The organism is Saccharothrix mutabilis subsp. mutabilis (genome assembly GCF_039521145.1).
Lineage (GTDB): Bacteria > Actinomycetota > Actinomycetes > Mycobacteriales > Pseudonocardiaceae > Actinosynnema > Actinosynnema mutabilis.
Genome location: NZ_BAAABU010000001.1, coordinates 767,943 through 794,728, shown reverse-complemented (window position 1 = coordinate 794,728; position 26,786 = coordinate 767,943). Strand labels below are relative to the sequence as shown.

The 26,786-nt window shown below is 74.4% G+C and carries 9 protein-coding genes; 2 read left to right on the top strand and 7 right to left on the bottom strand.

From position 1 onward, the window contains the following. Positions 1–166: 166 nt before the first annotated feature. The 3 genes from ABD126_RS03480 to ABD126_RS03470 are packed head-to-tail and all read right to left on the bottom strand — an operon-like array spanning position 167 to position 2,188. Positions 167–745 (bottom strand): DUF4865 family protein, encoded by a 579-nt coding sequence (locus ABD126_RS03480; protein WP_343932112.1) that lies wholly within the window; start codon positions 743–745, stop codon positions 167–169. Beyond that, a complete protein-coding gene (locus ABD126_RS03475) occupies positions 745–1,689 on the bottom strand; it encodes a P1 family peptidase (RefSeq protein ID WP_343932111.1) in 945 nt (314 codons plus the stop codon). Before ABD126_RS03475 ends, ABD126_RS03480 begins: the two co-directional genes overlap by 1 nt. A gap of 10 nt (positions 1,690–1,699) precedes the next feature. Beyond that, positions 1,700–2,188, bottom strand: coding sequence for a hypothetical protein (locus ABD126_RS03470; protein ID WP_343932110.1), 489 nt, complete (start codon positions 2,186–2,188; stop codon positions 1,700–1,702). A gap of 19 nt (positions 2,189–2,207) precedes the next feature. Between ABD126_RS03470 and ABD126_RS03465 the strand changes: the two genes are divergently transcribed. Next, the gene (locus ABD126_RS03465; protein ID WP_343932109.1) at positions 2,208–3,536 is read left to right on the top strand and encodes a carboxylesterase family protein; all 1,329 of its coding nucleotides are present in this window, start codon (positions 2,208–2,210) and stop codon (positions 3,534–3,536) included. Positions 3,537–3,647: 111 nt separating this feature from the next. Here ABD126_RS03465 and ABD126_RS03460 read toward each other — a convergent pair whose 3' ends face one another. Continuing rightward, the gene (locus ABD126_RS03460; protein ID WP_343932108.1) at positions 3,648–5,330 is read right to left on the bottom strand and encodes a DEAD/DEAH box helicase; all 1,683 of its coding nucleotides are present in this window, start codon (positions 5,328–5,330) and stop codon (positions 3,648–3,650) included. Positions 5,331–5,399: 69 nt separating this feature from the next. On the opposite strand from ABD126_RS03460, the gene ABD126_RS03455 reads away from it, so the two are divergent. Beyond that, a complete protein-coding gene (locus ABD126_RS03455) occupies positions 5,400–6,740 on the top strand; it encodes a Gfo/Idh/MocA family protein (RefSeq protein ID WP_343932107.1) in 1,341 nt (446 codons plus the stop codon). Between the two features lie 27 nt (positions 6,741–6,767). On the opposite strand, the gene ABD126_RS03450 is transcribed toward ABD126_RS03455, so the two are convergent. From ABD126_RS03450 to ABD126_RS03440, 3 genes are read right to left on the bottom strand one after another with little or no spacing between them, the layout of a single operon-like run. Then, positions 6,768–6,962 carry an MbtH family protein gene (locus ABD126_RS03450; RefSeq protein ID WP_343932106.1) on the bottom strand — a complete coding sequence of 65 codons (195 nt, stop codon included), beginning with the start codon at positions 6,960–6,962 and terminating at the stop codon, positions 6,768–6,770. Further along, positions 6,959–8,170, bottom strand: a complete 1,212-nt coding sequence (locus ABD126_RS03445) for an MFS transporter (protein ID WP_343932105.1) — start codon at positions 8,168–8,170, stop codon at positions 6,959–6,961. Before ABD126_RS03445 ends, ABD126_RS03450 begins: the two co-directional genes overlap by 4 nt. After that, a complete protein-coding gene (locus ABD126_RS03440) occupies positions 8,167–26,784 on the bottom strand; it encodes a non-ribosomal peptide synthase/polyketide synthase (protein ID WP_343932104.1) in 18,618 nt (6,205 codons plus the stop codon). The genes ABD126_RS03445 and ABD126_RS03440 overlap by 4 nt, the downstream gene beginning before the upstream one ends. Positions 26,785–26,786: the final 2 nt, after the last annotated feature.

The following is a 26,786-nucleotide window of genomic DNA, read 5'->3' as shown; positions in this document are numbered from 1 at the left end:
GCCAAGAGGGCCGTGTCACCGATGCGTCCACCCACCCACCCCCACCACGGCCGACCCTGCAAAAGCCGCAAAAGCCGCAAAGCCCCGCGCTGCGCGCGACGCGCTGCGCGAAAGGCCGGCCTCCGGCCCCCGTCTCCATGGTCTCACGGGGTACCGACAATCCCGGCTACCAGAGCCGCCCGGTGGGCAGCTCGCCCAACTCCGGCCGGGACAAGTGGTGCACCCGGTACCGCAGCCCTTCAACCCCCGCCGGCACCTCGTCCACCCACAACGTGAACTGCACGAGTTCCCAACCCCGCGTGTCCACCACCAACGCGGTCGAGTGCGCCCCGCCCTCCAGCCGCTTCAGCCCGTCCACAGCCTCCTCGACCGCCGCCACCGGATCGGCGTCCGCCGGCACGTGCCAACTCCGCTTGGTCGCCGACCGCGGCACGGCACCGAGATCGAACGCCTCGAACGCCAACCCCGTCCACTGCTGCACCACGGGCCGCCCGAAGTCGCGGCTCAACCCGGCGAACCCCGGCCCCCACAGGAACGTGTTCATGCCCTCGACCGTGCGCCACAGGTAGAACGGCGCGTACTGGTTCACCGGCGACCCGTCCACACCCCGCTCCCGCACCAGGTACGCCTTGCACGCCAACCCCGGCCACGCGTCCAGGGCCGAACCCTTCGTCGCGACCCGCCTGTGGATCACCGACATGTCGTAGTCAGCGGGCAGGGTGATTTCGTAGTGCATCGCGTGCATCAGCGCGTCCCCCTACGATAACCCGCCGCCGTGAGCGGGTACTGCTCCCGGTACGCCGTCAAGTGGCCCCACGGGGTTGTCACGGACTCCGCCGCCAGCAAGCCGTGCACCAACGCCCGGGCGAACGCGTGCCGGGCCGCCTCCAGGACCTCCTCGACCGGCGCGTCGTGCGTCCCCGTGGACGCCGCGAAGACCGTGTCGCCGTCCACCATGCCGTGCGCCGGGTCCACGGCCAGGGCCAAGCCGTCCTGGCCGGCCGCGGCCAGCGCGTACAGCGCCGGGACGCGCGCGTTCGTCGCCACGACGCCGATCACCGTGTTGAACGGGTTCACCGCAGCCGGCATCGGCCGCGCCAAGTCGTCGCCACCAGGCGGCGGGAACTCGCCCGGCAGGCCCGAACCGTGGGCCAGCGGCAGGCCGGTCGCCGGGTCCACGCCCGAACCGGCCGCGTTCAAAGCCGCCACCGCGCCCACGACCACCCCGCTGCCCAACTCGACGCTCGCCGTGCCCAGACCACCCTTCAACGCGGCGTTCATCGCGCCCGCCCCGGCACCCACGTTGCCCTGCGGCACGTCCACGCCCGCCGCGCGCACGGCCTCCGCCCCGAACTCCGGCGTCGGGTAGGTGCCGAACACCCCACCCCGGCCCAGGTCGTACAGCGCCGCCGCCGGCACGAACGAGCCGACCTCGCGGGCCGCGCCGTCCGCCGCCGCCAGCCCGTACGCGCTGCCCCCGGTCAACACCACGCACCGCACGGCACGGCCGCCGTGGCGGGCGTCCAGCGCCGCCGTGTCGCGGGTCGCCGGCGCGCCGCCGCGCACGTCCACAGTGGACAGCGTTCCCGGCGGGAACAGCACCGCCGTCGTGCCGGTCAACGCGCCGTCGCCGGCGCGGGTGGCGTGGCCGACCAGCACGCCGGGCACATCGGTGATCGCGTTGCGCACGTCCGCGATGCTACTGACCGGCCAGCCGGGCGCCGATCTCGCGGACCACCGACACCAGCAGGTCCACGTCCGCCTCGGTCGTGCGCCAGTTCACGATCGCCGGCCGCAGCGCCACCGCTCTCGTAGGGCACGTTGAGCCACTTATGCGCGTCCGCCGCGATCGAATCGGCGCGGTCACGTCCACGCCGTGCCGCGCCGCCCACCAGTGCCGCGCGCACGCCAGCCCGGTCAGGTTCGCGAACGTCGCGCTCGGCGTCAGCACCCCGCCGAAGGTCCCCGGCAGCCCCACCAGCTCGCGCAGCCACCGCAGCTCCGCCACCGCCGCCGGCGCGCCCTCGCCGTCCTCGGGCAGCGGACCGTCCAGGTCCCGCGGCAGGTGCGCGTGGGCCGCGTCGCGCACCGGCAGGGTCGGCAGCGCGTCGAGGTAGGGGCGGGCCGCCTCCGCCACCAGCCGCAGCGCCGCGGCGGCGTTCTGTCGTCCCATCAGCGGATCGCCCATCGTGGCAGAGTGGTCGCCGATGAGCACACGTGGACGTTTTCGGGGCCTGGCGGTCGATCCCGCGGTCGACGCCTTCCTCGGCATCCGGTACGCCGAACCGCCCTTCGGCCCGCGCCGGTTCGCCGCGCCGGTCCGCGCCGAGCACTCCGGCGACTGCCGGGAGTTCGGCCCCATCCCGCCCCAGTCCGCCGAGCTGCCCGGCGCGCCGGTCTGGCGGCCCGGCGACGAGGACGTCCTGACCCTCAACGTGTGGGCGCCCCGGCACGGCGACGGCCACCCGGTCCTGCTCTACCTGCACGGCGGCGCCTACACCTTCGGCTCCTCCGCCCAGCCCGACTACGACGGCACGGCCCTGGCCCGCGCCGGGCTCGTCGTCGTGACCTGCAACTACCGCCTGGGCTTCGAGGGCTTCGGCCACGTCGAGGGCCACCCCGCCAACCGCGGCCTGCTCGACCAGCGGGCCGCGTTCGACTGGGTGCGCGACGAGATCGCGGCCTTCGGCGGCGACCCGGACAACGTCACCGTCGCCGGGCAGTCGGCGGGCGCGGGCTCGGCGCTGTTCCTCGCCGCCGACGCGCCCGTCCGCCGGGTGATCGCGCACAGCGTCCCCGGCCGGTGCCACACCGAGGACTTCGCCCGCCGCGTCGCCGAGTGGATCGACCCCACCACGCCCGAGTCCGCGGTGGCCTCAGCCGACGCGCTGATCGCCGCGCAGGAGTGCGGACCGCTGGGCTACGACCCGGTCGTGTTCGGACCGGTCGCCGACCGCCTGCCCGTGCCGCCGCCGCACGTGGACGCCCTGTTCTGCCACACCACCTCCGAGTACCGCCTGTTCGAACGCGTCGGCGCCCTCGCCCCGGTGCGCACCGACGACGAGTACGCCCGCTTCGGGCGTGCGCACGGACTGCCCACGCACGTCCTTGACGGCTACCGCGCGCTGTTCACGTCCGTCGCCGACGCGTACGTGGAACTGATGGGCGACAACGTCTTCAGCGAACCCACCACCCGCCTCGCCGAAGCCCACGGCCGCGCCCACCTGGCCCGCTTCACCCGCGCGCCGGGCTGGCACACCGCCGACGTCCCGTTCAGCTTCGGCAACCTGACCGGCGCGGACTTCCTCATCGGCGGCCCGCCCGGACCCGCCGACCACGAGCTGTCGGCCCGCATGCTGCGCGCGTGGGCGGACTTCTGCCGCACCGGCGACCCCGGCTGGACCGGCGTGCGCCACTGGGGTCCGGAGGTGGACCTGTCGGCTCGGCGCGCGCTGTGGCGGGGCGTGGACGTGGAGGGTCCGGTGGACCACCCGGTCACCGGAACCGGCGTTCTCCCGCCTCGGCCGCGACGGTGACGTCGGTGGGTCGGTGCGGCGGTGGTTCGGTGACGACGGTGCGGCGGTGGGTCGGTGCGGCGGTGACGAAGGGACGCCGAGCGGGCGGTGGCACCCGCTCGGCGGACCGGTTCAGCGGTTGTCGTCGCGCTCGCGGCGGATGGTGACCTTGCGGCCCTTGATGGTCGCCCCGCGCAGCGCCGTGATCACCTGCTGCGCCGCGCCGTCGGGCACCTCGACCAGCGAGAACCGGTCGGCGATCTCGATCGCGCCGATCTCGCGGCCGTTGAGCCGCGCCTCGCCCGCGATCGCGCCCACGATGTCCTGCGGCCGGATGCCCGCGCTGCGTCCCGCGCCCACGAACAGCCGGGTCATGCCCGCCGTGGGGCGACGCGGCCGGCGTTCCCGCCGCTCACCGCCCACCGGCGCGCCCCGGCGGTCCCGGTCGCGCGGCACGAACTCGGGGATCTCCTCCTCGTCGGCCGCCGCGCCGGTGGCCTCGTGCGCGAGCTTGACCGCCGCCAACGCGATCTCCACCACGTCGAACTCGTCGGCCAACGTCTCCACCACGACCCGGAAGCCCTCCAGGTCGTCCTCCAACAGGCTCTCGTGCAGCGCCGCCCGGGTCAGCTCCAGCCGGCGGGCCCGCAGGTCGGCGACCGTGGGCACCTTCTCCATCTGGATGCGCTGCTTGGTGACCCGCTCGATGGTCTTGAGCATCCCGTGCTCACGCGGCTCGGCCAACGTGATCGCCACACCCTCGCGGCCCGCGCGCCCGACCCGGCCGATGCGGTGCACGTAGGACTCCGGCGCGGACGGCACGTTGTAGTTCACGACGTGCGTGAGCTGCTCGACGTCCAGACCGCGCGCCGCGACGTCCGTGGCCACGAGCAGGTCGGCGGTCCCGTTGCGCAGCCGTGCCATCACCCGGTCGCGCTGCTCCTGGCTGATGCCGCCGTGCAGCGACTCGGCCCGGTAGCCGCGGCCGTTGAGGGTCTCGGTGAGCTGGTCGACCTCGTCACGCGTGCGGCAGAACACGATCGCCGCCGTGGGGGCCTCGACGTCGAGCACCCGGCCCAGCGCGGCCGGCTTGTGGGCGCGCGGGACGACGTAGGCGCTCTGCCGGACGCGCGGCGCTTCACCCGGCTCGGTCTGCTCGCGGCCGATGGTGATGCGCACCGGGTCGGTGAGGTGCTGGCGGGCCAACCGGTCGATGCGCGGCGGCATGGTCGCGGAGAACAGCACCGTCTGCCGGTCCTCGGGCGCCTCGGCGAGGATCGCGTCGAGGTCCTCGGCGAACCCCATGTCGAGCATCTCGTCGGCCTCGTCCAGCACGACGATCTTCAGGTCGTCGAGCTTGAGCGTGCCCCGGTTCAGGTGGTCCACCGCGCGGCCGGGCGTGGCCACGACCACGTCCACCCCCTGCTCCAGCACCCGCAACTGCCGCCCGATCGGCTGACCGCCGTAGATCGGCAGCACCCGCGCGCCCAGCTCACGCCCGTACCGGTGCACGGCCTCGGACACCTGCACGGCCAGCTCACGGGTGGGCACCAGCACCAACGCGAACGGCAGGGTGTCGGTCCGCCCGCCGCCGCCCATGCGCTCCAGCACGGGCAAGGCGAACGCGGCGGTCTTGCCGGTGCCGGTGGCGGCCTGCCCGAGCAGGTCACGCCCTTCGACCAGCGGCGCGATGGCTTCCCGCTGGATGGGGGTGGGTTCCTCGTAGCCGAGTCCGGAGAGCGCCCGCAACAGTTCGGGGCGCAGCCCCAGGTCGGCGAAGCTGGTCCTGTCGTCGTCGGGCGCGTCGGCGGTCATGCCGTCAAGTTTCGCTGATCGCCCGCGAACCGCTCGGCGAGGGGGTGCTGTAGGGACGGTCGGTGGGGTGTGGCACGCGTGCGCTCTGCTTGCTTCCTTCAAGATCGAGAGCGGAAGCGAAGAGCGAAGAGCGAAGAGCGAAGAGCTGAAGCGAAGAGCGAAAAGCGGCGCTCGCCGCGCGGCAGGCCCCCGGGGGTGGAAGGGCGTCGGTTCGTTCCCCGTACGGCCTGCCGGAGGCAACCACCCTTTGGTCTTCTCCGCAACCGGAAAAGCTGGTTGCGGAGAACCCCAAAGCGCGGTTGGGCTGCGCCCAGGCCGTACGGGGAACGAACCGAGGCCCTTCCTGTGGCTTGGCAGCCCTTGAAAGCGATCGCGGGGGTTTTGGCTGGATCGGTTAAGGTGGTGCGGAGTTGGGTGGATTGGGAGGGTTCTGTGTTGCGGTGGGGTGTGTTGGGGTCTACGGCGTTCATCAGTACGCGGGTTGCGCCCGCCATCCACCGCACCGCCGGGAACGCCGTGGTGGCCGTCGCCGCTCGGCCTGGTCGGGTGGAGGCCTCGGGGCGGTTCGCGGCTGGGTTCGGTGCTCGGGTGCATGACGGGTTCGAGGCGTTGTTGGCCGATCCCGACGTGGACGCCGTCTACATCGCGCTGCCCAATTCCGAGCACGTGCCCTGGACTCTCCGCGCGCTGGAAGCGGGCAAGCACGTTCTGTGCGAGAAGCCGTTGGCGTTGTCCGTCGCGGATGTCGAGAGGGTCGCGGCGGCGGCTGGTGGGCTGACCGTCATGGAGGCCTACATGTACCGGTTCCACCCGCAGCAGCGGCGGGTGGTCGAGTTGCTCGCCTCGCGGGTGATCGGTGAGTTGCGGGTGGTTCGGGCCGCGTTCGCCGGGGTGATGGATCCGGTCGGGAACATTCGGTACGACCCGTCGTTGGGGGGCGGGGCCACCTGGGATGTCGGGTGTTACGCGTTCGACGTCCCGTTGTGGGCGTTCGGGCGGGCGCCTGAGCGGGTGCGGGCTCGGTTCCACTCCGAGGGTGGCGCGCCGGTGGACACCAGTGGCGTCGCCACGTTGGACTTCGGGGGCGGGCGGGTGGCGCAGATCGACTACGGCTTCGACTACGGGCCGTGTGCCCGCTACGAGCTTCAGGGCACGCGTGGGTGGATCGGGGTGCGCAACGCCTGGACCGGCCCCGATGAGGAGTGCGTGATCACCGTGGTGACCGACGAGGGCCGGAGCGAAGAGGTGCTGGCCGGCGCGGACGCCTACGAGCACCAGGCCGCCGCGTTCGCGGAGGCGGTGCGGACCGGTCGGACGCCGCTGATGTCGTTGGACGACTCCAAGCGCACGGCGCGGGTGGGTGAGGCGCTGGTGGAAGCGGCTCGGACCGGCGCGGACGTGTCGTTGTAGTCCGCGCCGGGTCCGGGGGAGCCTGCCTCAGGAGTTCATGGCCTCCCGCAGGGAACGCGGGCGCATGTCGGTCCACACCTCGTCCACGTGGGCGGAGCACTCGTCCAGGGTGCCGGTCTTGCCGTCGGCCACCCAGCCGGCGGGCACCGGCTGGTGCGCGGGCCACAGCGAGTACTGGCCCTCGTCGTTGACCAGCACCTGGTAAGCGATGTCAGACCTCACGAGACAACCTCCTGATCAGCGTAGCGCCGCAACGTGGGACTCACCGTCACGAACGCGGTCACCAAAGCGATCCCGACGGCACACACGACGACCGCGTCGGTGGGCGCCAGGAATTCCGTCAACACACCGCCGAGCACGGGGCCGAGCACGCCCGCCAACCCGACGGCCACCGCCAGCACCCCGCTGAGCCGCCCGCGCAGTTCATCGGGCGTCAGCAGGAGCTGGTGGGTCGAGATCGTCGTGTTCGCCGTCGGCGCCAGCACCATCATCAAGGCGAACACCCCACCGAGCGCGTACCCGTCGGCAACCAGCAGGGAAACCGGCGTCAACAGCGTCACCGCCCAGAACACCCCGGCGATCGACACGTACGGCCCCAGCACGCGGTGCAGGCGCGGCGCCAGCAGCGAGCCGACGACACCGCCCACCCCGAGCATCGCCGCCATCACGCCGATGACCGCCGGGGACACGCCCCGGTGTTGCGCCAGCACGATCACCACCAGGTAGAACGCGCTGAAGAACAGGTTGAGCACCACCGCGCACACCGCCGTCACCCGGATCTCGCGGCGCTGCCACACCCACCGCAGGCCCGACCGGATCTCCCCGAGGAAGTCCGCCTTCCCGACCGTCGGGGTGCGCGGCGGCACGCGCAGGAACAGCAGCGTCACGAACGCCACGCAGTGGGTCAGCAGGTCCACCAGGAACGGCAGCCACCGGGTCACCGCGAACAGCACGCCGCCCAACGCCGTCCCCGCCATCTGCCCCAGGGACGTCCGGGCGGAGTTCATCGCCACCGCCGTCGCCAACTGCTCGTCGGGCACCAGCTTCGGCAGGCACGCGTCCTCGGCCGGTTCGAACAGCGCCCGGCACACGCCCATCACGGCCGCGACCACCGCCATGTGGAGCACGGACGCGACCCCGTGGAGCAGCGCCACCACCAGCGTCCCCAGCGCCACGGCCTGGGCCGCCTCGCACGCCAGCATGATCCGCCGCCGGTCCCACCGGTCCACCAGGACACCGGCCGGCAGCCCGGCCAGCAGTTGCGCCGCCGCGTCCACGGCCAGCACCAGCCCGGACGCGGCGGGCGACCCGGTGACCGCCAGCACCAGCAGCGGGAAGGCGATCAGCGACGCCGAGAAGCCGACCTCGGCCACCGCCTGCCCGCTCCACAGCAGGGTGTAGTTCCGGTTGCGCGCCAACGAGGTCGTCATCGCCGGCAGTCCTCGGCGATGGCCCGCAGCGCCCGCGCGAAGTCCGCCGCGACGGCGCGGACCTCGTCGGCCGGGTGCACCTGCGGGTGGAAGTACCAGGAGAACACCATCCGCCCGTCGCCCGCCTCGCCGACCACGTCGACCAGGTGGTGCGCCGGGTCGGCCGGGTCGTGGTCGCGGCCGATCGACGGCAGCACCGCCCGGTACAGGCCGGTCGACTCCGCCGACCCGGCGTCGAACTGCCCGAGGTAGTTGAACGCCACCGCCGGCGTGCCGCCCGCCGGCACCCGGCCGTGCTGGCGCAGCGCGCCGCAGCCGACGCCGCCGCCCGGCACCGCGCGCAACTGCCGCCGCACCGACTTGACCCGCGTGCGCCAGTCACCCTCCGCGACGTCCAGCACCACCGGGTAGACGGACGTGAACCACCCGACCGTGCGGGACAGGTCCACGCCGTCGAACAGGTCCTCGCGGCCGTGCCCCTCCAGGTCCACCGCGACCCGCGACTGGCCGGTCCACCGCGCCAACGCCCACGCCAACGCGGCCAGCAGCACGTCGTTGACCCGCGTCCGGTAGGCGGCGGGCGCGCCGCGCAGCAACGCGTCCGTGTCCTCCGGCGACAGCTCGACGGTCACCACGTCCACCGGCCCGCGCGCCTGTTCGGCCGCCGGGACGGGAACACTCCAGTGGTCCACCTCGGCGTCGAACCCGCCCTCGGCCACGTGCGCCCACAGCCGCCGCGCCCACTCCTGGAACGAGGTCGTCTTCGCGCCCAGGTCACCGCCGGCGTAGGCGGTCTCCAAGTCGTCGAGCAGGATGCGCCACGACACCCCGTCGACGACCAGGTGGTGCGCGACCAGCAGCAGCTCCGGCTCGTCCCCGGCGAACAGCACCGCCTTGAGCAGCGGCCCGGTCGCCAGGTCGAAGCTCGCGTGCACCTCGTCCGCGAACGCCTCCCGGTCGGCCACGTCGGTCACGACCATCAGCACGTCGACGTCCGACACGGGCGCGTTCTCCTGCCGCCACGACCCGTCGGCGTGGCTGAACCGCATCCGCAGCGCGTCGTGGTGGGCCAGCAGCCGCCGCAACGCGGTCCGCAGCCGCTCGACGTCCACCTCCGGGTCCAGCCGCACCAGGTGGGACTGGTTGAAGTGGTGCGGGTTGCGCCGCCCCGAGTGCAGGAACCAGTGCTGCACGGGCGTCAGCGGCACGTCGCCGACCACCGCCGCCTGCTCGCCGACCGCCGCCTCGCCGGTCACCACGGGCGCGAGCGCGGCGATGGTCTGGTGGGCGAACAGGTCCCGCGTGGTGAACCGCAGCCCCGCCTGCCGGGCCCGCGCCACCACCTGCATGCTCAGGATGGAGTCGCCGCCCAGCGCGAAGAAGTTGTCCTCGGTGCCGACCCGCGGCACGCCCAGCACGTCGGCCCACACCGCCGCCAGCGCCTCCTCGACCGGTCCGGCCGGCGCCACGTACTCCGCCGTGGCCAGGGCCGAGAAGTCCGGCTCGGGCAGCCGCGCCCGGTCCACCTTCCCGTTGGGGCTCATGGGCAGCGCGTCGACCGGCACGAACAGCGACGGCACCAGGTACTCCGGCAGCGACTCGCCCAGGAACTCCCGCAGGTCCCCGACCGGGCCGACGACGTAGGCGACCAGGCGCTTGTGCCCGGCCCCGTCGGCCCGCGCGACCACGACGGCCTCGCGCACGTCCGGGTGCCGCAGCAACGCCGTCTCGACCTCGCCCAGCTCCACCCGGAAGCCGCGGATCTTGACCTGCTCGTCGGCGCGGCCCACGAACTCCAGCTCGCCCCGGCGGTTCCAGCGCACCACGTCCCCGGTCCGGTACATCCGCGACCCGGGCGGCCCGAACGGGTCGGCCACGAACCGCGCCGCCGTCAGGCCCGGCCGGTCGAGGTAGCCGCGCGCCAGGCCGACGCCGGCCACGAACAGCTCGCCCGGGACCCCGATCGGCGCCCGCTGCCCCTCGGCGTCCAGGACGTGCACGCGGGTGCCCGGCAAAGGCCGGCCGATCGGCGGCACGCCACCCGGCTCCAACGGCTCGCTCCAACTGGTGACCACGGTGGACTCGGTGGGGCCGTAGGCGTTGACCATCCGCCGGCCCGGCGCCCACCGCGCGACCAGGTCCGCCGAGCACGCGTCACCGCCGACCACCAGCGTCCGGAAGGTCGGCAGCGGCCGGTCCGGCACGGTGGCCAGCGCGACCGGCGGGATCAGCGCGTGGGTCGCGCCGAACGCGTCGATCACGTCCGCGAGCTGCTCGCCCAGCAGCGGACCGGGCGGCGGCACGACCAGCGCGGCCCCGGCGGGCAGCGCCATGCACAGCTCCAGCACGGACGCGTCGAAGCTGGGCGAGGAGAACTCCAGGACCCGGTCGCCCGGCCGCACGTCCAGGTGCGCGATCTCGGCCGCCGAGAACGTCGAGATGCCCGCGTGGGTCACCACGACACCCTTGGGCCGGCCGGTCGAGCCGGACGTGTAGATCACGTACGCGGGGTGCTCCGGCCGCACGGCCACGCCGGGGTCGTGGTCGGGGTGGTCGGACACGTCGACCGGCCCGTCCAGCACCAGCAGCGGCCGGGCGTCGGCCAGCATGAACCCGATCCGCTCGGCGGGGTAGGCCGGGTCCACCGGCAGGAACGCCGCGCCCGCCTTGAGCACCGCCAGTTCCGCCACGACCAGGTCCGCCGACCGGGGCAGCCGCACCGCCACCACCCGCTCCGGCCCGGCGCCGGCGGCGATGAGGTGGTGCGCCAACCGGTTGGCCGCCGCGTTCAGCTCGGCGTAGGTCAGCTCCGCCGCGCCGGTCAGCGCGGGGGCGTCGGGCGTGCGGGCCACCTGGGCCTCGACCAGGCCCGCGAACGGCACGAACGGCTGCGCGGGACCGCCGTCGCCGAACCGGGCCAGCTCGCGCAGTTCGGCGCGCGGCATCGGCAGGGTCCACAGTGGACGGTCGTCCGTGAGGGCGTCGAGCAGCGTCACCAGGTGTTCGGTGAGCCGCTCGACGGTCGAGGCGTCGAACAGGTCGGTGTTGTACTCGACCGACCCGCTCAGCGCGCCGTCGTCCTCCTCGGTGAACTCCACCGTCACGTCGAACCCGGTCGAGGTGACCGGCTGGGCCACGTCGGTGGCCTCCAGCCCGGCGAACCCGGTGGGGCGCGGCGCGTTCTGCAACGCCACCACCGCCTGGAAGATCGGCGTGCGGCTGGTGTCGCGGTCGGGCTGCACGGCGTCCACGACCCGTTCGAACGGCACGTCCTGGTGGGCGAACGCGGCCAGCACGGTCTCCCGCACCCGGGCCAGCAGCTCGGGGAAGGTGGCCCGCGGCTCGACCCGGGCGCGCAGGGCCAGGGTGTTGACGAAGAACCCGGCCACCCGCTCCAGCTCCGGCCGCTCCCGTCCGGCGGCGACCGTGCCCAGCGCGAAGTCCTCCTGGCCCGACCAGCGCGCGAACAACGCCTGGCAGGCCGCGACCAGCGCCATGAACAGCGTGCAGTCGTGCCGGCGGGCGAGGCCGCGGACCCGGTCGGCGACCTCGCGCGGCACCGCGAACTCGACCTGCGCGCCGGCCGTGGTCTGCACGGGCGGGCGGGGCCGGTCGGTGGGCAGCTCCAGCGCCGGCACGCCGCGCAGCTCCTCCCGCCAGTGGTCGAGCTGGGCGTCCAGCGGCTGCTCGCGTTGCCAGGCGGCGAAGTCCACGTACCGCACCGGCGGGTCCGGCAGGTCGTGGCCCTCGTAGAGCGCGGCCAGGTCGGACACCAGCACGCCGCCGGACCAGCCGTCGGTGACGATGTGGTGCATGGTCAGGGCCAGCACGTGCTCGTCCGGCGCGACCCGGACCAGCGCCGGCCGGAACAGCGGGCCGGTGGCCAGGTCGAACGGCTCGATCTCGGGCAGCTCGGCCAGGAGGGGCAGGGTGACCTCGTGCGGCGGGTGCACCACCTGCACCGGCAGGCCGTCCACCGCGGGGAACGTCGTGCGCAGCGACTCGTGGCGGGCGACCAGGGCGGTCAGGGCGCGGCGCAGCCGTTCGACGTCCAGCTCGCCGCGCAGCCGCACCGCGAGCGGGGTCACGTACTCGGTGCCGCCGGGGGAGAACTGGTCGAGGAACCACAGCCGCTGCTGCGCGAACGACAGCGGGAAGCCGCCGCCGGACAGCGCGGGGTCTCCGCTGGGCAGGGCGGGGTCTGCGCCGGGCAGGGCGGTTTCCGCGCCGGCGGGCGGGATGGCGGGGGTCGCGCGGGGGATCGGGGTCTGGGCCTCGCCGCTCAGGGCCGCCGCCAGCCCGGCCACCGTCGGGTGGTCGAACAGGGCGCGCGGTGAGACGTCGAACCGTTCCCGCAGGCGGGCCGCGACCCGGATGCTGCTGATCGAGTCGCCGCCCAGCGCGAAGAAGTCGTCCTCCGCGCCGACCCGCGCCAGGCCCAGCACGTCCGCCCAGGTCCGCGCCACCAGCCGTTCGGTGTCGGTGCGCGGCTCGACGTACCCGTCGGCGACCGTCGCGTCCCGGTCCGGGGCGGGCAGCGCGGCCCGGTCCAGCTTGCCGTTGTTGTTCAGCGGCAACCGGTCCAGCGGCACGTACGCCGCCGGCACCATGTGGTCGGGCAGGGTGCGCGCCGCGTGCTCGCGCAGCGCGGCGGCCGGCACCGGCTCGTCGGCCACGACGTAGGCGACCAGCCGGTCCTCCCGCGCCACCACGGCGACCTGCCGCACCGCCGGGTGGGCCGCGAGCACCGCCTCGACCTCGCCGGGCTCGATCCTGAACCCGCGCACCTTCACCTGCTGGTCCGCGCGGCCCAGGTAGTCCAGCTTCCCGTCCACCCAGCGGGCCAGGTCGCCGGAGCGGTACATGCGCGACCCGGGCTCGCCGAACGGGTTGGCCACGAACCGCGACGCGGTCAGGCCCGGCCGGTCGAGGTAGCCGCGGGCCAGGCCCGGCCCGGCCACGTGCAGCTCGCCGACCACGCCCGGCGGCACCGGCTGGAGGTCGTCGTCGAGCACGTAGACCCGCAGGTCGGGGATGGGGACGCCGACCGTGCCGTCCGCCTCGGTGCAGGTCACGTGGACGGTGGTCTCGGTGATGCCGTACATGTTGATCAACGTGCCGGCGCCCCGCCAGTCCGCCACCTTGCGCAGGTCCAGCGCCTCACCGCCGAAGATCACGTACCGGGCGTCCGGCTGTTCGGGGATGAGCTGGTAGAACGCCGACGGCGTCTGGTTGAGCACGGTCACGCCCTCGTCGTCCAGCAGCCGGGCGAAGTCGCGCGGCGACCGGGAGACCTCGTAGGGCACCACCACGAGCCGGCCGCCGTGCAGCAGCGGCCCCCACAGCTCCCAGACGGAGAAGTCGAAGGCGTAGCTGTGGAACAGGGTCCAGACGTCGGTGTGGTCGAACCGGAACCAGTGGTCCGTCGCCGTGAACAGCCGGATCACGTTGGCGTGCGGGATGATCACGCCCTTGGGCCGGCCCGTCGAGCCGGACGTGTAGATCACGTACGCCGGGTTCTCCGGGCGCAGCGACGTCCTCGGCGGGGTCGACGGGTACGCGGACAGGTCCGGCAGGCGGTCGAGGACGATCACCGGGCGGGCGTCCTCGACCATGCCCGCAATGCGCTCCGCCGGGTACGCCGGGTCGATCGGCACGTAGGCCGCGCCCGCCTTGAGCACGCCCAGCACCGCGACCACCAGCTCCGGCGACCGCGGCAGCAGCAGCGCCACGAACTGCTCCGGCCCCGCGCCCTCGGCGACGAGGTGGTGCGCCAACCGGTTCGCCCGCTCGTCCAGCTCCCGGTAGGTCAGCGCCGAGCCGTCGAACGTCACCGCCACCGCGTCGGGCGTGCGCGCGGCCTGGGCGGCGAACACCTCCGGGATGGTCGTGGTGACCTTGCTCGTCGCGTCGCCGTTCCACGACCCGAGGACCTGCCGGCGCTCCCGCTCGGACAGCCACGGCAGCTCGCCGATCCGGCGCGTCGGGTCGGCGCCCAGCGCGTCGAGCAGGCGGGTGAGCCGGGCGCCGAGGGTCTCCACGGTGGCCGCGTCGAACAGGCGCGGGTCGTAGGTCAGCTCGACGTGCAGCGCCGAGTCCGCGTGCGCCCGCACGGTCAGCGGGAACGTCGTCGTGTCCAGCCCGTCGACCTCGCCGACCGCCGGCGCGGCACCGGACGGGGCCCGCACGGGGTAGTTCTCGAACGCCAGCAGGCTGTCGAACAGCCGGCCGCCGGCCCACGCCTGGAGCTGCGCCAACGCCACGAAGTCGTGGCGGCGCGACTCGATCTGGGCGTCCTGGAGCCGCCGCAGCCAGGTCACGGCGTCGTCCAGCGGGTCCACCGACACCCGCGTCGGCACGGTGTTGATGAACATGCCGACGATGTCCTCGACGCCGGGCAGCTCGGCGGGCCGCCCGGACACGGTGGTGCCGAACACCACGTCCCGCTCGCCGGAGGTGCGCGCCAGCAGCAGCGCCCACGCGCCCTGGACCAGGGTGTTCACCGTCAGGCCGTGGGCGCGGGCCACCGCGTCGAGCCGGTCGACCGGCAGGTCCAGCACCACCTGGGCGGAGGACTCGGCGCGGTGCGCGTCGGCCGGCGGGCGGTCGTAGGGCAGGGGGGTGGGCGCGGTGAAGCCCGCCACCACGCCCCGCCAGTGCCGCTCGGCCGCCGCGTGGTCCTGCTCGCCCAGCCACGCCAGGTAGTCCCGGAACGGCCGCCGCGCGACCGGCGCGTCCCCGGCGTACTCGGCCAGCACCTCGCCGAACACCTGGGACGTGCTCCAGCCGTCCAGCAGCAGGTGGTGCGACGTCCACAGCACGTCCACCTCGGTGTCGGAGACCCGCCCGATGGTCAGGCGCATCAACGGCGCGCGGGTGAGGTCCAGCCCCGCTTCGGCGTCGCGGGCCACCAGGTCGTCGGTCACCGGCGCGAACCCCACCGGCACGACCACGTCGCGGTGCACCACCTGCACCGGCTCGTCCACGCCCTCCCACACCACGCTCGTGCGCAGCACCGGTGTGCGGTCCACGACCCGTTGCCACGCCCTCGCCAACCGCTCCGGCGAGTCCACCCCGGACAGCCGGACGCGCAGCTGGTTGAAGTAGGCCGACCCGTCGTCCACCAGGCTGTGGAACAACATGCCGGTCTGCAACGGGGTGAGCGGGTAGACGTCCTCGACGTCCGGCGTCACCACCCGGTCCACCTGCTCCTGGGTGAGCCGGGCCAGCGGGAAGTCCGACGGCGTGCGGCCCCAGGACCCGGCGCAGTGCGCGACGATCCCGCGCAGCGCGTCCACCATCCGGTCGGCGAGCGCGCGCACGCCCTCCTCGGTGTCGACCTCGGTCGAGTACTCCCAGTCCAGCACCAGCTCGCCGCCGGTCACCGCGGCCGTGATGTCCAGCGCGTTGGGCCGCACCACGTCGTCGGGCGCCTCGCGGCCCAGGTCGGCCTCGACCACGTCCTCCTCGAACCGGCCCAGGTAGTTGAAGCACACGCGGGGCAGCGGCCCGGTCAACCGGCCGGTCTGCCGCAACGCGTCGTAGCTCAACCCCTTGTGCGGCACGGCCCGCAGCTGCTCCTTGACGGTCTTGAGCGCGTCGCCCCAGTCGGCGGGCAGGTCCAGCGCCACCGGGAACTGGGCGGTGAACCAGCCGACCGTGCGGGAGACGTCGACGCCGGGGAACACCTCCTCGCGGCCGTGGCCCTCCAGCGTCACCAGCACCCGACCCGCGAAAGCCGCCGCCAACGCCGTCAGCAGCACGTCGTTGACCTGCGTCCGGTACGCCTCGGGCACGCGTTGCAGCAGGGCGTCGGTCTCCTCCCGGCCCAGCCGCACGCGCACGGTCCGCGCGCTGCCCGCGGTGGTGGGCAAGGGCTCCTCGGACGGGACCGCCTGCCAGTAGGGCAGGGCGTCGTCCATCGCGCCCGCGCGGACGTGGGCGTCGAGGCGGTGCGCCCAATCGGTGAACGGCAGGCTCTTGGGGGCCGGCTCACCGCCGTCGTAGGCGGTTCGGAGGTCTTCCAGGACCACCCGCCACGACACCGCGTCCACGACCAGGTGGTGGGCGGTGAGCAGCAGCTTGCCGTCCCGGAACAGCACGGCCCGGAACAGCGGGCCGCGCCGCAGGTCGAGGCTCTGCCGGGCCCGGGTGGCCTCGGTCGCGCGGTCGAGGGTGGCGGCGAGGTGCAGGACGTCGCCGGCCTCGCCGACCTCCTGCCGCCACTCGCCGTCCACCTCGACGAACCGCGTGCGCAGGGCTTCGTGGTGCGCCACCACGGCGTCCAGCGCCTGCCGCAGGCGGGGCACGTCCACGTCGTCCCACTCCACCAGCACCGACATCGTGAAGTGCGCCAACGGCCCGTGCTCGGCGAAGAACCAGCGCTGGATCGGCGTCAGCGGCGCGGGACCGGTGAACGCCGGCGCGTCGGCGGCGTCCTCGGCCGCGGTGACCGCGAGCGCCAGGTCCGCGACCGTCTGCCGCAGGAACACGTCCTTCGACGTCAGCCGCAGCCCGGCCTGCCGCGCCCGCGACACCACCTGCATGCTCAGGATGGAGTCGCCGCCCAGGCCGAAGAAGTTGTCCCGCGCGCCGACCCGCTCGACGCCCAGCACCTCGGCCCAGATCCGGGCCAGCTCGGCCTCCACCGGCGTGCGCGGCGGCACGTGCCCGGCGTCGGAGAACGTCGGCGCGGGCAGCGCCCGGCGGTCCACCTTGCCGCTGGGGGTCAGCGGGACCTCGTCCAGGGTGACGAACACCGACGGCACCATGTGCTCGGGCAGCCGGTCCTTGAGCCAGGCGGCGAGGTCGGTCGCGGCGCCGACGACGTACCCGACGAGCCGGGTGTGACCGCCGTGCTCGCGCGCCACCACCACGGCCTGCCGCACGTCCGGGTGGGCCAGCAGCGCGGCCTCGACCTCGCCGGGCTCGACGCGGTAGCCGCGGACCTTGACCTGGTCGTCGGTGCGGCCCAGGTACTCCAGCCGGTCGCCGACCCAGCGGACCCGGTCGCCGGTGCGGTACATGCGCCCGCCGCCGAACGGGTCGGGCAGGAACCGCTGGGCGGTCAGGCCGGGGCGGTCGAGGTAGCCGCGGGCGACCTGCGGTCCGGCGACGAACAGCTCGCCGGGCACGCCCTCGGGCTGGGGTCGCAGGTCGGCGTCCAGGACGTAGGCGGTCAGGTTGCGCAGGGGGCGGCCGATGAGCGGCCGGTCGCCGGTGATCCGCGTGGACACGGCGTCCACCGTGGTCTCGGTGGGACCGTAGAAGTTGTGGGCGCGGACGCCCGAGCGGGCCAGTTCCCGCCACAGCGCGGTGTCCAGGGCCTCGCCGCCGAGGGTGAGGATCTTCGGGGCGTGGGCGCCGGTGAGCAGGCCGGCGTCCAGGAGCTGCCGCGCGAACGGGGGTCCGGCGTCGACCAGGTCGATGCCGTGCACGCGGACGTAGCGCACGAACTCCGCCGGTTCCAGGCGGACGTCGTCGGTGATGATGTGCACCTCGTGCCCGTCGGCCAGCAGCACCAGGCCTTCCCACGACGTGTCGAACGTGAACACCGCGGACAGCGCGACCTTGAGGTGTTCGGTGGCGAAGTCGTCGCGGTGGTTGTGCAGGAGGTTGACCAGGCTGCGGTGCTCGACCACGACCCCCTTGGGCGTGCCGGTCGAACCGGAGGTGTAGATGACGTAAGCCGCGTTGTCCGGTCGCAGGTCCACCCGCGGCCGGGTGTCCGGGCAGGCCGTGAGGTCGGGCCACGAGTCGAGCACGACGGTCGGCGCGGCGTCGGCCAGCAGCACGTCGAGGCGTTCGGCGGGCAGGGCCGGGTCGATCGGCAGGTACACCGCGCCCGCCTTGTGCACGGCGAGGACGGCGGCGACGGCGTCGGCCGAGCGGGGCAGCCGCACCGCCACGGTCCGCTCCGGGCGTGCGCCCAGGCCGATCAGGTGGTGCGCCAACCGGTTCGCGCGCGCGTCCAGCTCGGCGAAGGTCAGCCGGACGTCCCCGCAGACCAGGGCGGTCGCGTCGGGCGTGCGCGCGGCCTGCGCCTCGAACAGCGCGGGGAACGTCGTGTCCGGCACGTCCAGCGCCGGTCCGTGCGGCGAGGGTTCGTCCCCGAGCAGCAGGGACACCTCGCGCAGCGGCCGGTCCGGGTCGGCGGCGACTGCGGCCAGCAGCGCCACCAGGTGCCGGCACATCCGCCGCACGGTGGCCGCGTCGAACAGGTCGGTGCTGTACTCGACCGCGCCCAGCAGGTCGCCGCCGGACTCGCCGAACTCGAACGTCAGGTCGCACAGCGCCGACACCGTGGGCACCGCCAGCTCCTCGACCCGCAGGCCGGGCAGCTCGGGCACCTCGCTCGCGGTGTTCTGCACCAGGACCATCACGTCGAACAGGGCGTTGCGGCTCGGGTCCCGCTCGGGGCGCACCGCCTCCACGACCCGTTCGAACGGCACGTCCTGGTGGGCGAAGGCGTCCAGCACGGTCCGGCGCACCCCGGACAGGAACTCGCCGAACGTCCGGTCGGTGTCCACTGTGGACCGCAGCACGAGCGTGTTGACGAACAGGCCCACCACGTCGTCCAGCTCGGCCCGGCCGCGCCCGGACACGGCGGTGCCCACCGCGATGTCGTCCTGGCCGGTGTAGCGGGCCAGCAACGCCTGGCAGGCCGCGACCAGCGTGGTGAACAGGGTGTCGCCGCGCCGCCGCGCCAGCTCCCGCAGTCCCGCCGACACCTCCGCCGGCACGGTGAACTTGTGCGCCGCGCCCGCGCCCGTGCGCACCGCCGGGCGGGGCCGGTCGGTGGGCAGCTCCACCACCGGCACGCCCGCCAGCCGGTCCGCCCAGTAGTCGACCGGCGGGTCCTCGCGCCAGGCCGTGTAGTCGACGTACTGCACGGGCAGCGGCGGCAGGTCCTCGCCCGCGTAGAGCGCGCCGAGGTCGCGCGCCAGCACACCGGTGGACCAGCCGTCGGTGACGATGTGGTGCAGCGCCAGGACCAGCACGTGGTCGTCGTCGGCCACGCGCACCAGCCGCGCCCGCACCAGCGGACCCTCGCGCAGGTCGAACGGCGTGCCGACCTCCTGGCGCAGCACGTCCTCCCACGAGCCGTGCTCGACCTCCACCGGCAGCTCGAAGGGCTCGTGCACGATCTGCACGTCGTCGTCGAACGTCGTGCGCAGCGACTCGTGCCGCGCGACCAGACCGTTGAGCGCCCGGCGCAGGGCCGCGAGGTCCAGCGGTCCGCGCAGCCGCAGGGCGGTGGGGGTGACGTACTCCGTGCCACCGGGTTCGAAGCGGTCCAGGAACCACAGCCGCCGCTGGGCGGGGGACTGGGGGTGGACGCCACCGCGCGGGATCACCGGGATGGCGTCCACCGCACTCAGACCGGCGATCGCTGTCGCGAGGCCGGACACCGTGGGGTGCTGGAAGAGGGCACGGGGGGACAGCTGCACGCCGAACGCCTCGCGCAGCCGCGAGGTCACGCCGATGCTCAGGATCGAGTCGCCGCCGAGCGCGAAGAAGTTGTCGTCCGCGCCGACCCGGTCGAGTCTGAGCACGTCCGCCCAGATCGCGGCGATCGTGCGTTCGGCGGGCGTGCGGGGCTCCTGGAAGCCGCCGCCGAACTCCGGCTCGGGCAGCGCCTTCTTGTCGAGCTTCCCGCTGGGCGACAACGGGAACGCCTCGACCGCGACCACCGCCGAGGGGACCATGTAGTCGGGCAGGGACGCCTTGAGGTGGTCGCGGGCGTCGGTCTCGGGCTCGCCGGTGACGTACCCGACGAGCCGGCCGGCCCGCACGACCACGACGGCGTCGCGCACGCCGGGCACCTCGCGCAGCGCCGCCGCGACCTCGCCGGGCTCGACGCGGAAGCCGCGCAGCTTCACCTGGTCGTCGGCGCGCCCCAGGTAGTCCAGGACGCCGTCGAGCCAGCGGACCCGGTCGCCGGTGCGGTACATGCGCGACCCGGGCGGGCCGAACGGGTCGGGCAGGAACCGCTGGGCGGTCAGGCCGGGGCGGCCGAGGTAGCCGCGACCGACCTGCGCGCCGCCCACGTACAGCTCGCCGGGCACGCCGGGCGGCACCGGCCGCAGGTCGGCGTCCAGCACGTACGCCTGCGCGTTGTGCAGCGGGCGGCCGATGACGGGGTGGTCGCCGGTGACCCGGGTCGAGGCCGCGTCCACCGCGGTCTCCGTGGGGCCGTAGTAGTTGAAGCCGCGCACGCCCGAGCGGGCGATCCGCCGCCACAGCGCGGCGTCCACGGCCTCGCCGCCGAGCATGAGCTGGTCCAGGCCGGACTCCAGCAGCCCGGCGGCGACCAGCCGGTGCGCGTAGGACGGGGTGAGGTCCATCGTGCCGACGCGGTGGTCGCGGACGTAGGCGACCAGCCCGTCCGGGTCCAGGCGCAGCTCGTCGTCGATGACGTGCAGCTCGTGGCCGGCGGCGAGGAAGAGCAGGCCCTCCCAGGACGTGTCGAAGGAGAAGGTGGCGGTGAGCGCGAACCGGGTCCGCTCGCCCATCAGCTCGTGCCGGTTGGCGTGGAACAGGTTCGCCAGCTGCCGGTGCTCCACCACCACGCCCTTCGGCTTACCCGTGGAGCCGGAGGTGTAGATGATGTAGGCCGCCTGCTCCGGCCGGAGCACCACGTCCGGCGCCTCGTCGGTGGGCGACAGCGCGGGCAGGGCGTCGAGGACCAGCTTCGGCCGCGCGTCGTCCAGCAGCAGCTCGACGCGGTCCGCGGGCAGCGTCGGGTCGATCGGCAGGTGGACCGCCCCGGCCTTGAGGATGCCCAGCAGCGCCACGACGACGTCGGCCGACCGCGGCACCCGCACGGCCACCACGTGCTCCGCCCCGACGCCTTCGGCCCGCAGGTGGTGTGCCAGGGCGTTGGCGCGGGCGTCCAGCTCGGCGAAGGTCAGCGACCGGTCGCGGAAGACCAGCGCGGTGGCGTCGGGCGTGCGCCGGGCCTGCTCGGCGACCACGTCGGGGTAGAGCGTGCCCGGCGTGGGCAGGGCGGTCCGGTTCCACTCGACCAGCACGCGGCGCTCGTCCTCGGGCGTGAGCCACGGCAGGTCGGCGATCCGCGCGTCCGGCCGGTCGACCAGGTCGCGCACCAGGTCGCGCAGCCAGCCGGCGAGGCGGCGCGCGGTGGCCGCGTCGAACAGGTCGGGGTCGTAGGCCAGGTCCAGGTCCAGCCGCCGCGACCCGGCCGCGGTCAGGGTGAGGGGCAGGGTGGTGTTGTCCACCGTGTCCACCTCGACCACGCGCGGGCCGTCGCCGGACTGGTCGAACGGGTAGTTCTCGAACACCACCACGCTGTCGAACAGCCGCGTGCCCAGCCACGACTGGATCTCCGCCAGGGAGGTGTGGTCGTGGCGGCGGGCCTCGCCCTGGGCCGCTTGGAGGTCGCGCAGCCACGCCGCGACCCGCGCGGAGGTGTCCACCGCCACCCGCGTGGGGACGGTGTTGATCAGCATGCCGACCATGTCCTCGACGCCGGGCAGTTCCGCCGGCCGCCCGGACACCGTGCTGCCGAACACCACGTCCCGCTCGCCGGAGACCCGCGACAGCAGCAGCGCCCACGCGCCCTGCACGACCGTGTTCACGGTCAGCCCGAGCCGTTGCGGCGCGTCGCCGAGGTCCACGGCGACCCGCACCGACTCCGTCGACTCCGCGCGGTGCGCCTCGGCCGGCGGCCGGTCGAACGGCAGCGGCGTCGGACCGTCCACATCGGACAGCGCGCGTCGCCAGTACGGCTCGGTGTCGCCCTGCTCGGCAAGCCAGCCCAGGTAGTCCCGGAACGGCCGGCGGGCCGGCACGCGCGCGGACGTGCCGGTGGTGATCGCCCGGTAGTGCTCCAGGACCTCGGTGAACACCTGCCCGGTGCTCCAGCCGTCCAGCACGACGTGGTGGGAGGTCCACACGACCTCGACCCGGTCGCCGCCCAGCGGCGTGACCGCCACCCGCAGCAGGGGCGCGGTGTCCAGCGAGATCTCGCCGTCGGCGGGCAGCGCCACGTCCCGGTGCACCACCTGCACCGGCTCGGCCAGGCCGTCCCACACGATCGACGTGCGCAGCACCGGCGTGCGGTCCACCACCCGTTGCCACGCCTGCCGCAGGGCGTCCGGGTCGGTGACGCCGTCGAGCACCAGCCGCACCCGGTCCACGTACGCGCCGGGCTCGACCAGGCTGTGGAACACCATGCCCGCCTGCAACGGCGTCAGCCGGTAGACGTCCTCCACGTCCGGCCCGGCGATGCGGTCCACCTGCTCCTGGGTCAACCGCGCCAACGGGAAGTCCGACGGCGTCCGGCCGCCGGCGCCGGGCTCGGCGCAGTGCGCCACGATCTCCCGCAACGCCGCCACGACCCGCCGCGCCAGCCGCCGCACGGTGTCCTCGTCGTGGACGTTCGCCGAGTAGTCCCAGCGCAGGGCCAGTTCGCCGTTCTCCACCAGCCCCGTCACGTCGAGCAGGTGCGGCCGGTCCCGGTCGGGGGCCACGTCGCCGGACGCCAGGTCGCGCCGCGCCCGGACCAGGTCGCCGCCGGTGAGGTCGAACCGGCCGTGGTAGTTGAACGACACGTCCGGCAGCCCGGTCAGCCCCAGGGCTTCGTAGCTCAGCCCCCGGTGCGGCACCGCCCGCAGGGCCTCCTTGACAGTCTTGAGCGTGCGACCCCAGTCGCCGCTGGTCTCCAGCACCACCGGGAACTGCGTGGTGAACCAGCCGACCGTGCGCGAGAGGTCCGCGTCGAACAGCTCCTCGCGGCCGTGGCCCTCCAGGGCGACGCCCACCGCGTCCCGCCCGGTCCACTCCGAAAGCGCCCGCCCCAGCGCGCTCAGCAGCACGTCGTTGACCTGCGTCCGGTACACCGGCGGCACGTCGCGCAGCAGGGCGTCGGTGGTGGCGCGGTCCAGCCGCACGGTCACCGACCGGGTGGACCCGACGGTGTTGGGCCCGGACCGGTCCACCGGCAGCGCCGCCGGCTCGGGCAGCGACCGCCAGTGCTCCAGCGCGTCGGCCAACCCGCCCTGCCGCACGTGCTCGTCCAGCCGGTGCGCCCAGTCGGTGAAGGACGTCCCGACCGGGTCGAGCGCCTCGCCCCGGTACGCCTTCTCCAAGTCCTCCACCAAGATCCGCCACGACACGCCGTCGACCACCAGGTGGTGGGCAACCAGCAGCAGCGACGGCCGGTCACCGGGGAAGAACACCGCCCGCAGCAGCGGCCCGCGCTCGACGTCCAGCGACCGCCGGGCCTCGACCGCCGCCGCCTCGACCGCCGCCGCCTCGACGTCCGCCGCCTCGACGTCCGGGCAGACGGTGAACACCTCGGCCCCGGCGGGCGCGACCTCCTGCGCCCAGCCGTCGCCGACCCGCCGGAACCGCAGCCGCAGGGCGTCGTGGTGGTCCACCACCGCGCGCACGGCCGCGCGCAACGCGGTCTCGTCCACCGCCGGGTCGAGGTCCACCAGCAGCGACATGGTGAAGTGCGCCAACGGCCCGTGCCCGGCGAAGAACCACCGCTGGATCGGGGTCAGCGGCGCGGGACCGGTGTAGACCCGCGCCGGCGCGGCGGCCTCCCCCTCGCCCGCGACCAGGGCCAGCTCGGCGATCGTCTGGTGGCGGAACACGTCCCGCGAGGTCAGCCGCAGCCCGGCCTGGCGGGCCAGCGACACCAGCCGGATGGACAGGATCGAGTCGCCGCCCAGGGTGAAGAAGTTGTCGTGCACGCCGACCCGCTCCGCGCCCAGCACGTCGGCCCAGATCCGGGCCAGCTCGGCCTCGGCCGGCGTGCGCGGGGCGACGACCTCGCCGGTCGCGCGGGCCTGGGGCGCCGGCAGCGCGGCCTTGTCCAGCTTCCCGTTGGGCGTCAACGGGATGCGGTCCAGCTCCACGAACGCCGAGGGGATCTGGTAGTCCGGCAGCAGCCGCTTGAGGTGGTCGCGCAGGTCGGTCGGCGACTCGGCGACGACGTAGGCGACCAGCCGGGTGTGGCCGTCGTCGGCGCGGGCCACCACCGCGGCCTCGCGGACGTCGGGGTGGGCCAGCAGCGCGGCCTCGACCTCGCCGGGCTCGACGCGGTGGCCCCGGATCTTGACCTGGTCGTCGGTGCGGCCCAGGTACTCCAGCCGGTCGCCGACCCAGCGGACCCGGTCGCCGGTGCGGTACATGCGCGAACCGGGCCCGCCGAACGGGTCGGCGAGGAACCGCGCCGCGGTCAGGCCCGGCCGGTCGAGGTACCCGCGCGCGACCTGCGGCCCGGCGAGGTACAGCTCACCGGGGACGCCCTCCGGCTGCGGCTGGAGGTTCGGGTCGAGCACGTACGCCGTCATGTTGCGCAGCGGGCGGCCGATCACCGGGCGGTCGCCCTCGACCAGCGTGGACACCGCGTCGACCGTGGTCTCGGTCGGCCCGTAGAAGTTGTAGGCGCGGGTCGGCGCCGCCGCCAGCTCCCGCCACAGCGCCGGGCCCAGCGCCTCGCCGCCCAGCATGAGCACCTTGGGCCGGTGCGGGCCGTCGAGCAGCCCGGCGGGCAGCAGTTGCTGCACGTAGGACGGGGTGAGGTCGAGGAAGTCGATCCGGTGCTCGCGCACGTACGCGACCAGCGCGGTCGGCTCCAGCCGGACCTCGTCGGTCAGGACGTGCAGCTCGTGGCCGTCGGCCATGAGCACCAGGCCCTCCCACGACGTGTCGAACGAGAACACGGCCGTGAGCGCGACCCGCAGGGGCTGCGACGCGAAGTCGTTGCGGTGGTTGACCAGCAGGTTCACCAGGTTCCGGTGCTCGACCACGACGCCCTTGGGCGTGCCGGTGGACCCGGAGGTGTAGATGACGTACGCGGCCTGGTCCGGTCTGATCCGGACCTTCGGCGGCGTGTCGGGCAGGCCGGCCGTGTCCACCGGGCCGTCCAGCACCCGCACCGCGCCCGAGTCCGTGACCAGGTGCGCCTTGCGCCGCTCGGGCAGCGACGGGTCCACCGGCAGGTACACCGCGCCGGCCTTGAGCACGCCCAGCACCGCCACCACCGCGTCCACGCCGCGCGGCAGCGACAGCGCGACCACCTGCTCGGGCCGCACGCCGTCGGCCACCAGCCGGTGCGCCAGCCGGTTCGCCCGCGCCTCGACCTCGGCGTAGGTCAGCACGTCGTCCCCGCACACCAGCGCCGTCGCGTCGGGCGTCCGGGCGGCCCGCGCCTCGAACAGCGCCGGGAAAGTCGTGTCCGGGACCTCCGCCGCCGGGCCGTGCGGCGAGGGCTCGTCGCCCAGCAGCAGCGGCACCTCGGCCAGCGGCCGGTCCGGTTCGGCGACCACGCGGGCCAGCAGGATCAGCAGGTGGCGGCACAGCCGCGCGACCGTCGCGGCGTCGAACAGGTCCGTGCTGTACTCGACCAGGCCGTGGATGCCGTCGCCGGTCTCGGCGAAGTCCAGGCTGAGGTCCCAGTTCGCGTGCCGCCGGGTCAGCGGGTGCTCGGTGACCTCCAGGCCGGGCAGGGCGGGCAGCGCGGCGCCGGCGTTCTGCATCACCACCATCACGTCGAACAGCGGCGTGCGGCTCGGGTCGCGCGGCACGCCCAAGGCCTCCACGACCTTGTCGAACGGGGCTTCGTCGTGCGCGAACGCGTCCAGCACGCCCGTGCGGGTCCCGGCGAGCAGGTCGGCGAACGACCGCGAGGTGTCCACTGTGGACCGCAGCACGATCGTGCCGACGAAGAACCCGACCAGCCGCTGGAGTTCGGGCCGGTTGCGGCCGGTGGTCACGGTGCCCACGGCGATGTCGTCCTGGCCGGTGTAGCGGGCCAGCAGCGCCTGGCACGCGGTGAGCAGCACGGTGAACAGGGTCGTCTCGTGCGTGCGGGCCAGCTCCGCCAGCCGCGAGGACAGCAGCGGCGGCACGGTGAACTCGTGCGTCGCGCCCGCCGACGAGCGCTCCGCCGGGCGCGGCCGGTCGGTGGGCAGGTCCAGCGGCGGCACGCCGGCGAGCCGGTCGCGCCAGTGGTCCAGGTCCACCGGCCGGTCCTGTTGCCACACCGCGTAGTCGCCGTAGCGCAGGTCGGTCGGCGGCAGCTGCTCGCCCCGGTACAGCGCGCCGAGCTCCTCGGTCAGCACGCCGAGCGACCAGCCGTCCACGACGATGTGGTGCGAGGTCAGCAGCAGCACGTGGTCGCCGTCGTGCCGGACCAGCAGCGCCCGGAACACCGGCCCGCCCGCCAGGTCGAACGGCCGTTCCACCTCGGCGCGCAGCGCGGCGTCGAGGTCGTCGGCGTCCACCACCGGGACGTCCAGCCGCACGTCCCGCACGACCTGCGCCGGCTCGCCGTCCACCTCGGGGAACGTGGTGCGCAGCGACTCGTGCCGCCGCACCAGCTCCCGCAGCGCCCCGGTCAGCCGGTCGACGTCCAGCGCGCCGCGCAGCCGCAGCGCCAGGGCGGTGTTGTAGTCGGTCGGCGCCACCTGGTGCAGGAACCACAGCCGGCGCTGGCCCGCCGACAGCGGGAACGGCCCGTCGTGCCCGGCGCGCGGGATCACGTCGGCGGGGGCGGCGCGGCCCGCGAGCCGCTTGCGCAGGCGGTCCCGCAGGTGTGCGGGCAGCGCGGAGATGCGGTCTTCCCTGGAGGTCGTCATGG

Coding starts and splice junctions, on each gene's coding strand:
- ABD126_RS03480 (WP_343932112.1), bottom strand. CDS start 745: ATGCACGCGATGCACTACGAAATCACCCTGCCCGCTGACTACGACATG.
- ABD126_RS03470 (WP_343932110.1), bottom strand. CDS start 2,188: ATGGGCGATCCGCTGATGGGACGACAGAACGCCGCCGCGGCGCTGCGG.
- ABD126_RS03465 (WP_343932109.1), top strand. CDS start 2,208: ATGAGCACACGTGGACGTTTTCGGGGCCTGGCGGTCGATCCCGCGGTC.
- ABD126_RS03460 (WP_343932108.1), bottom strand. CDS start 5,330: ATGACCGCCGACGCGCCCGACGACGACAGGACCAGCTTCGCCGACCTG.
- ABD126_RS03445 (WP_343932105.1), bottom strand. CDS start 8,170: ATGACGACCTCGTTGGCGCGCAACCGGAACTACACCCTGCTGTGGAGC.
- ABD126_RS03440 (WP_343932104.1), bottom strand. CDS start 26,784: ATGACGACCTCCAGGGAAGACCGCATCTCCGCGCTGCCCGCACACCTG.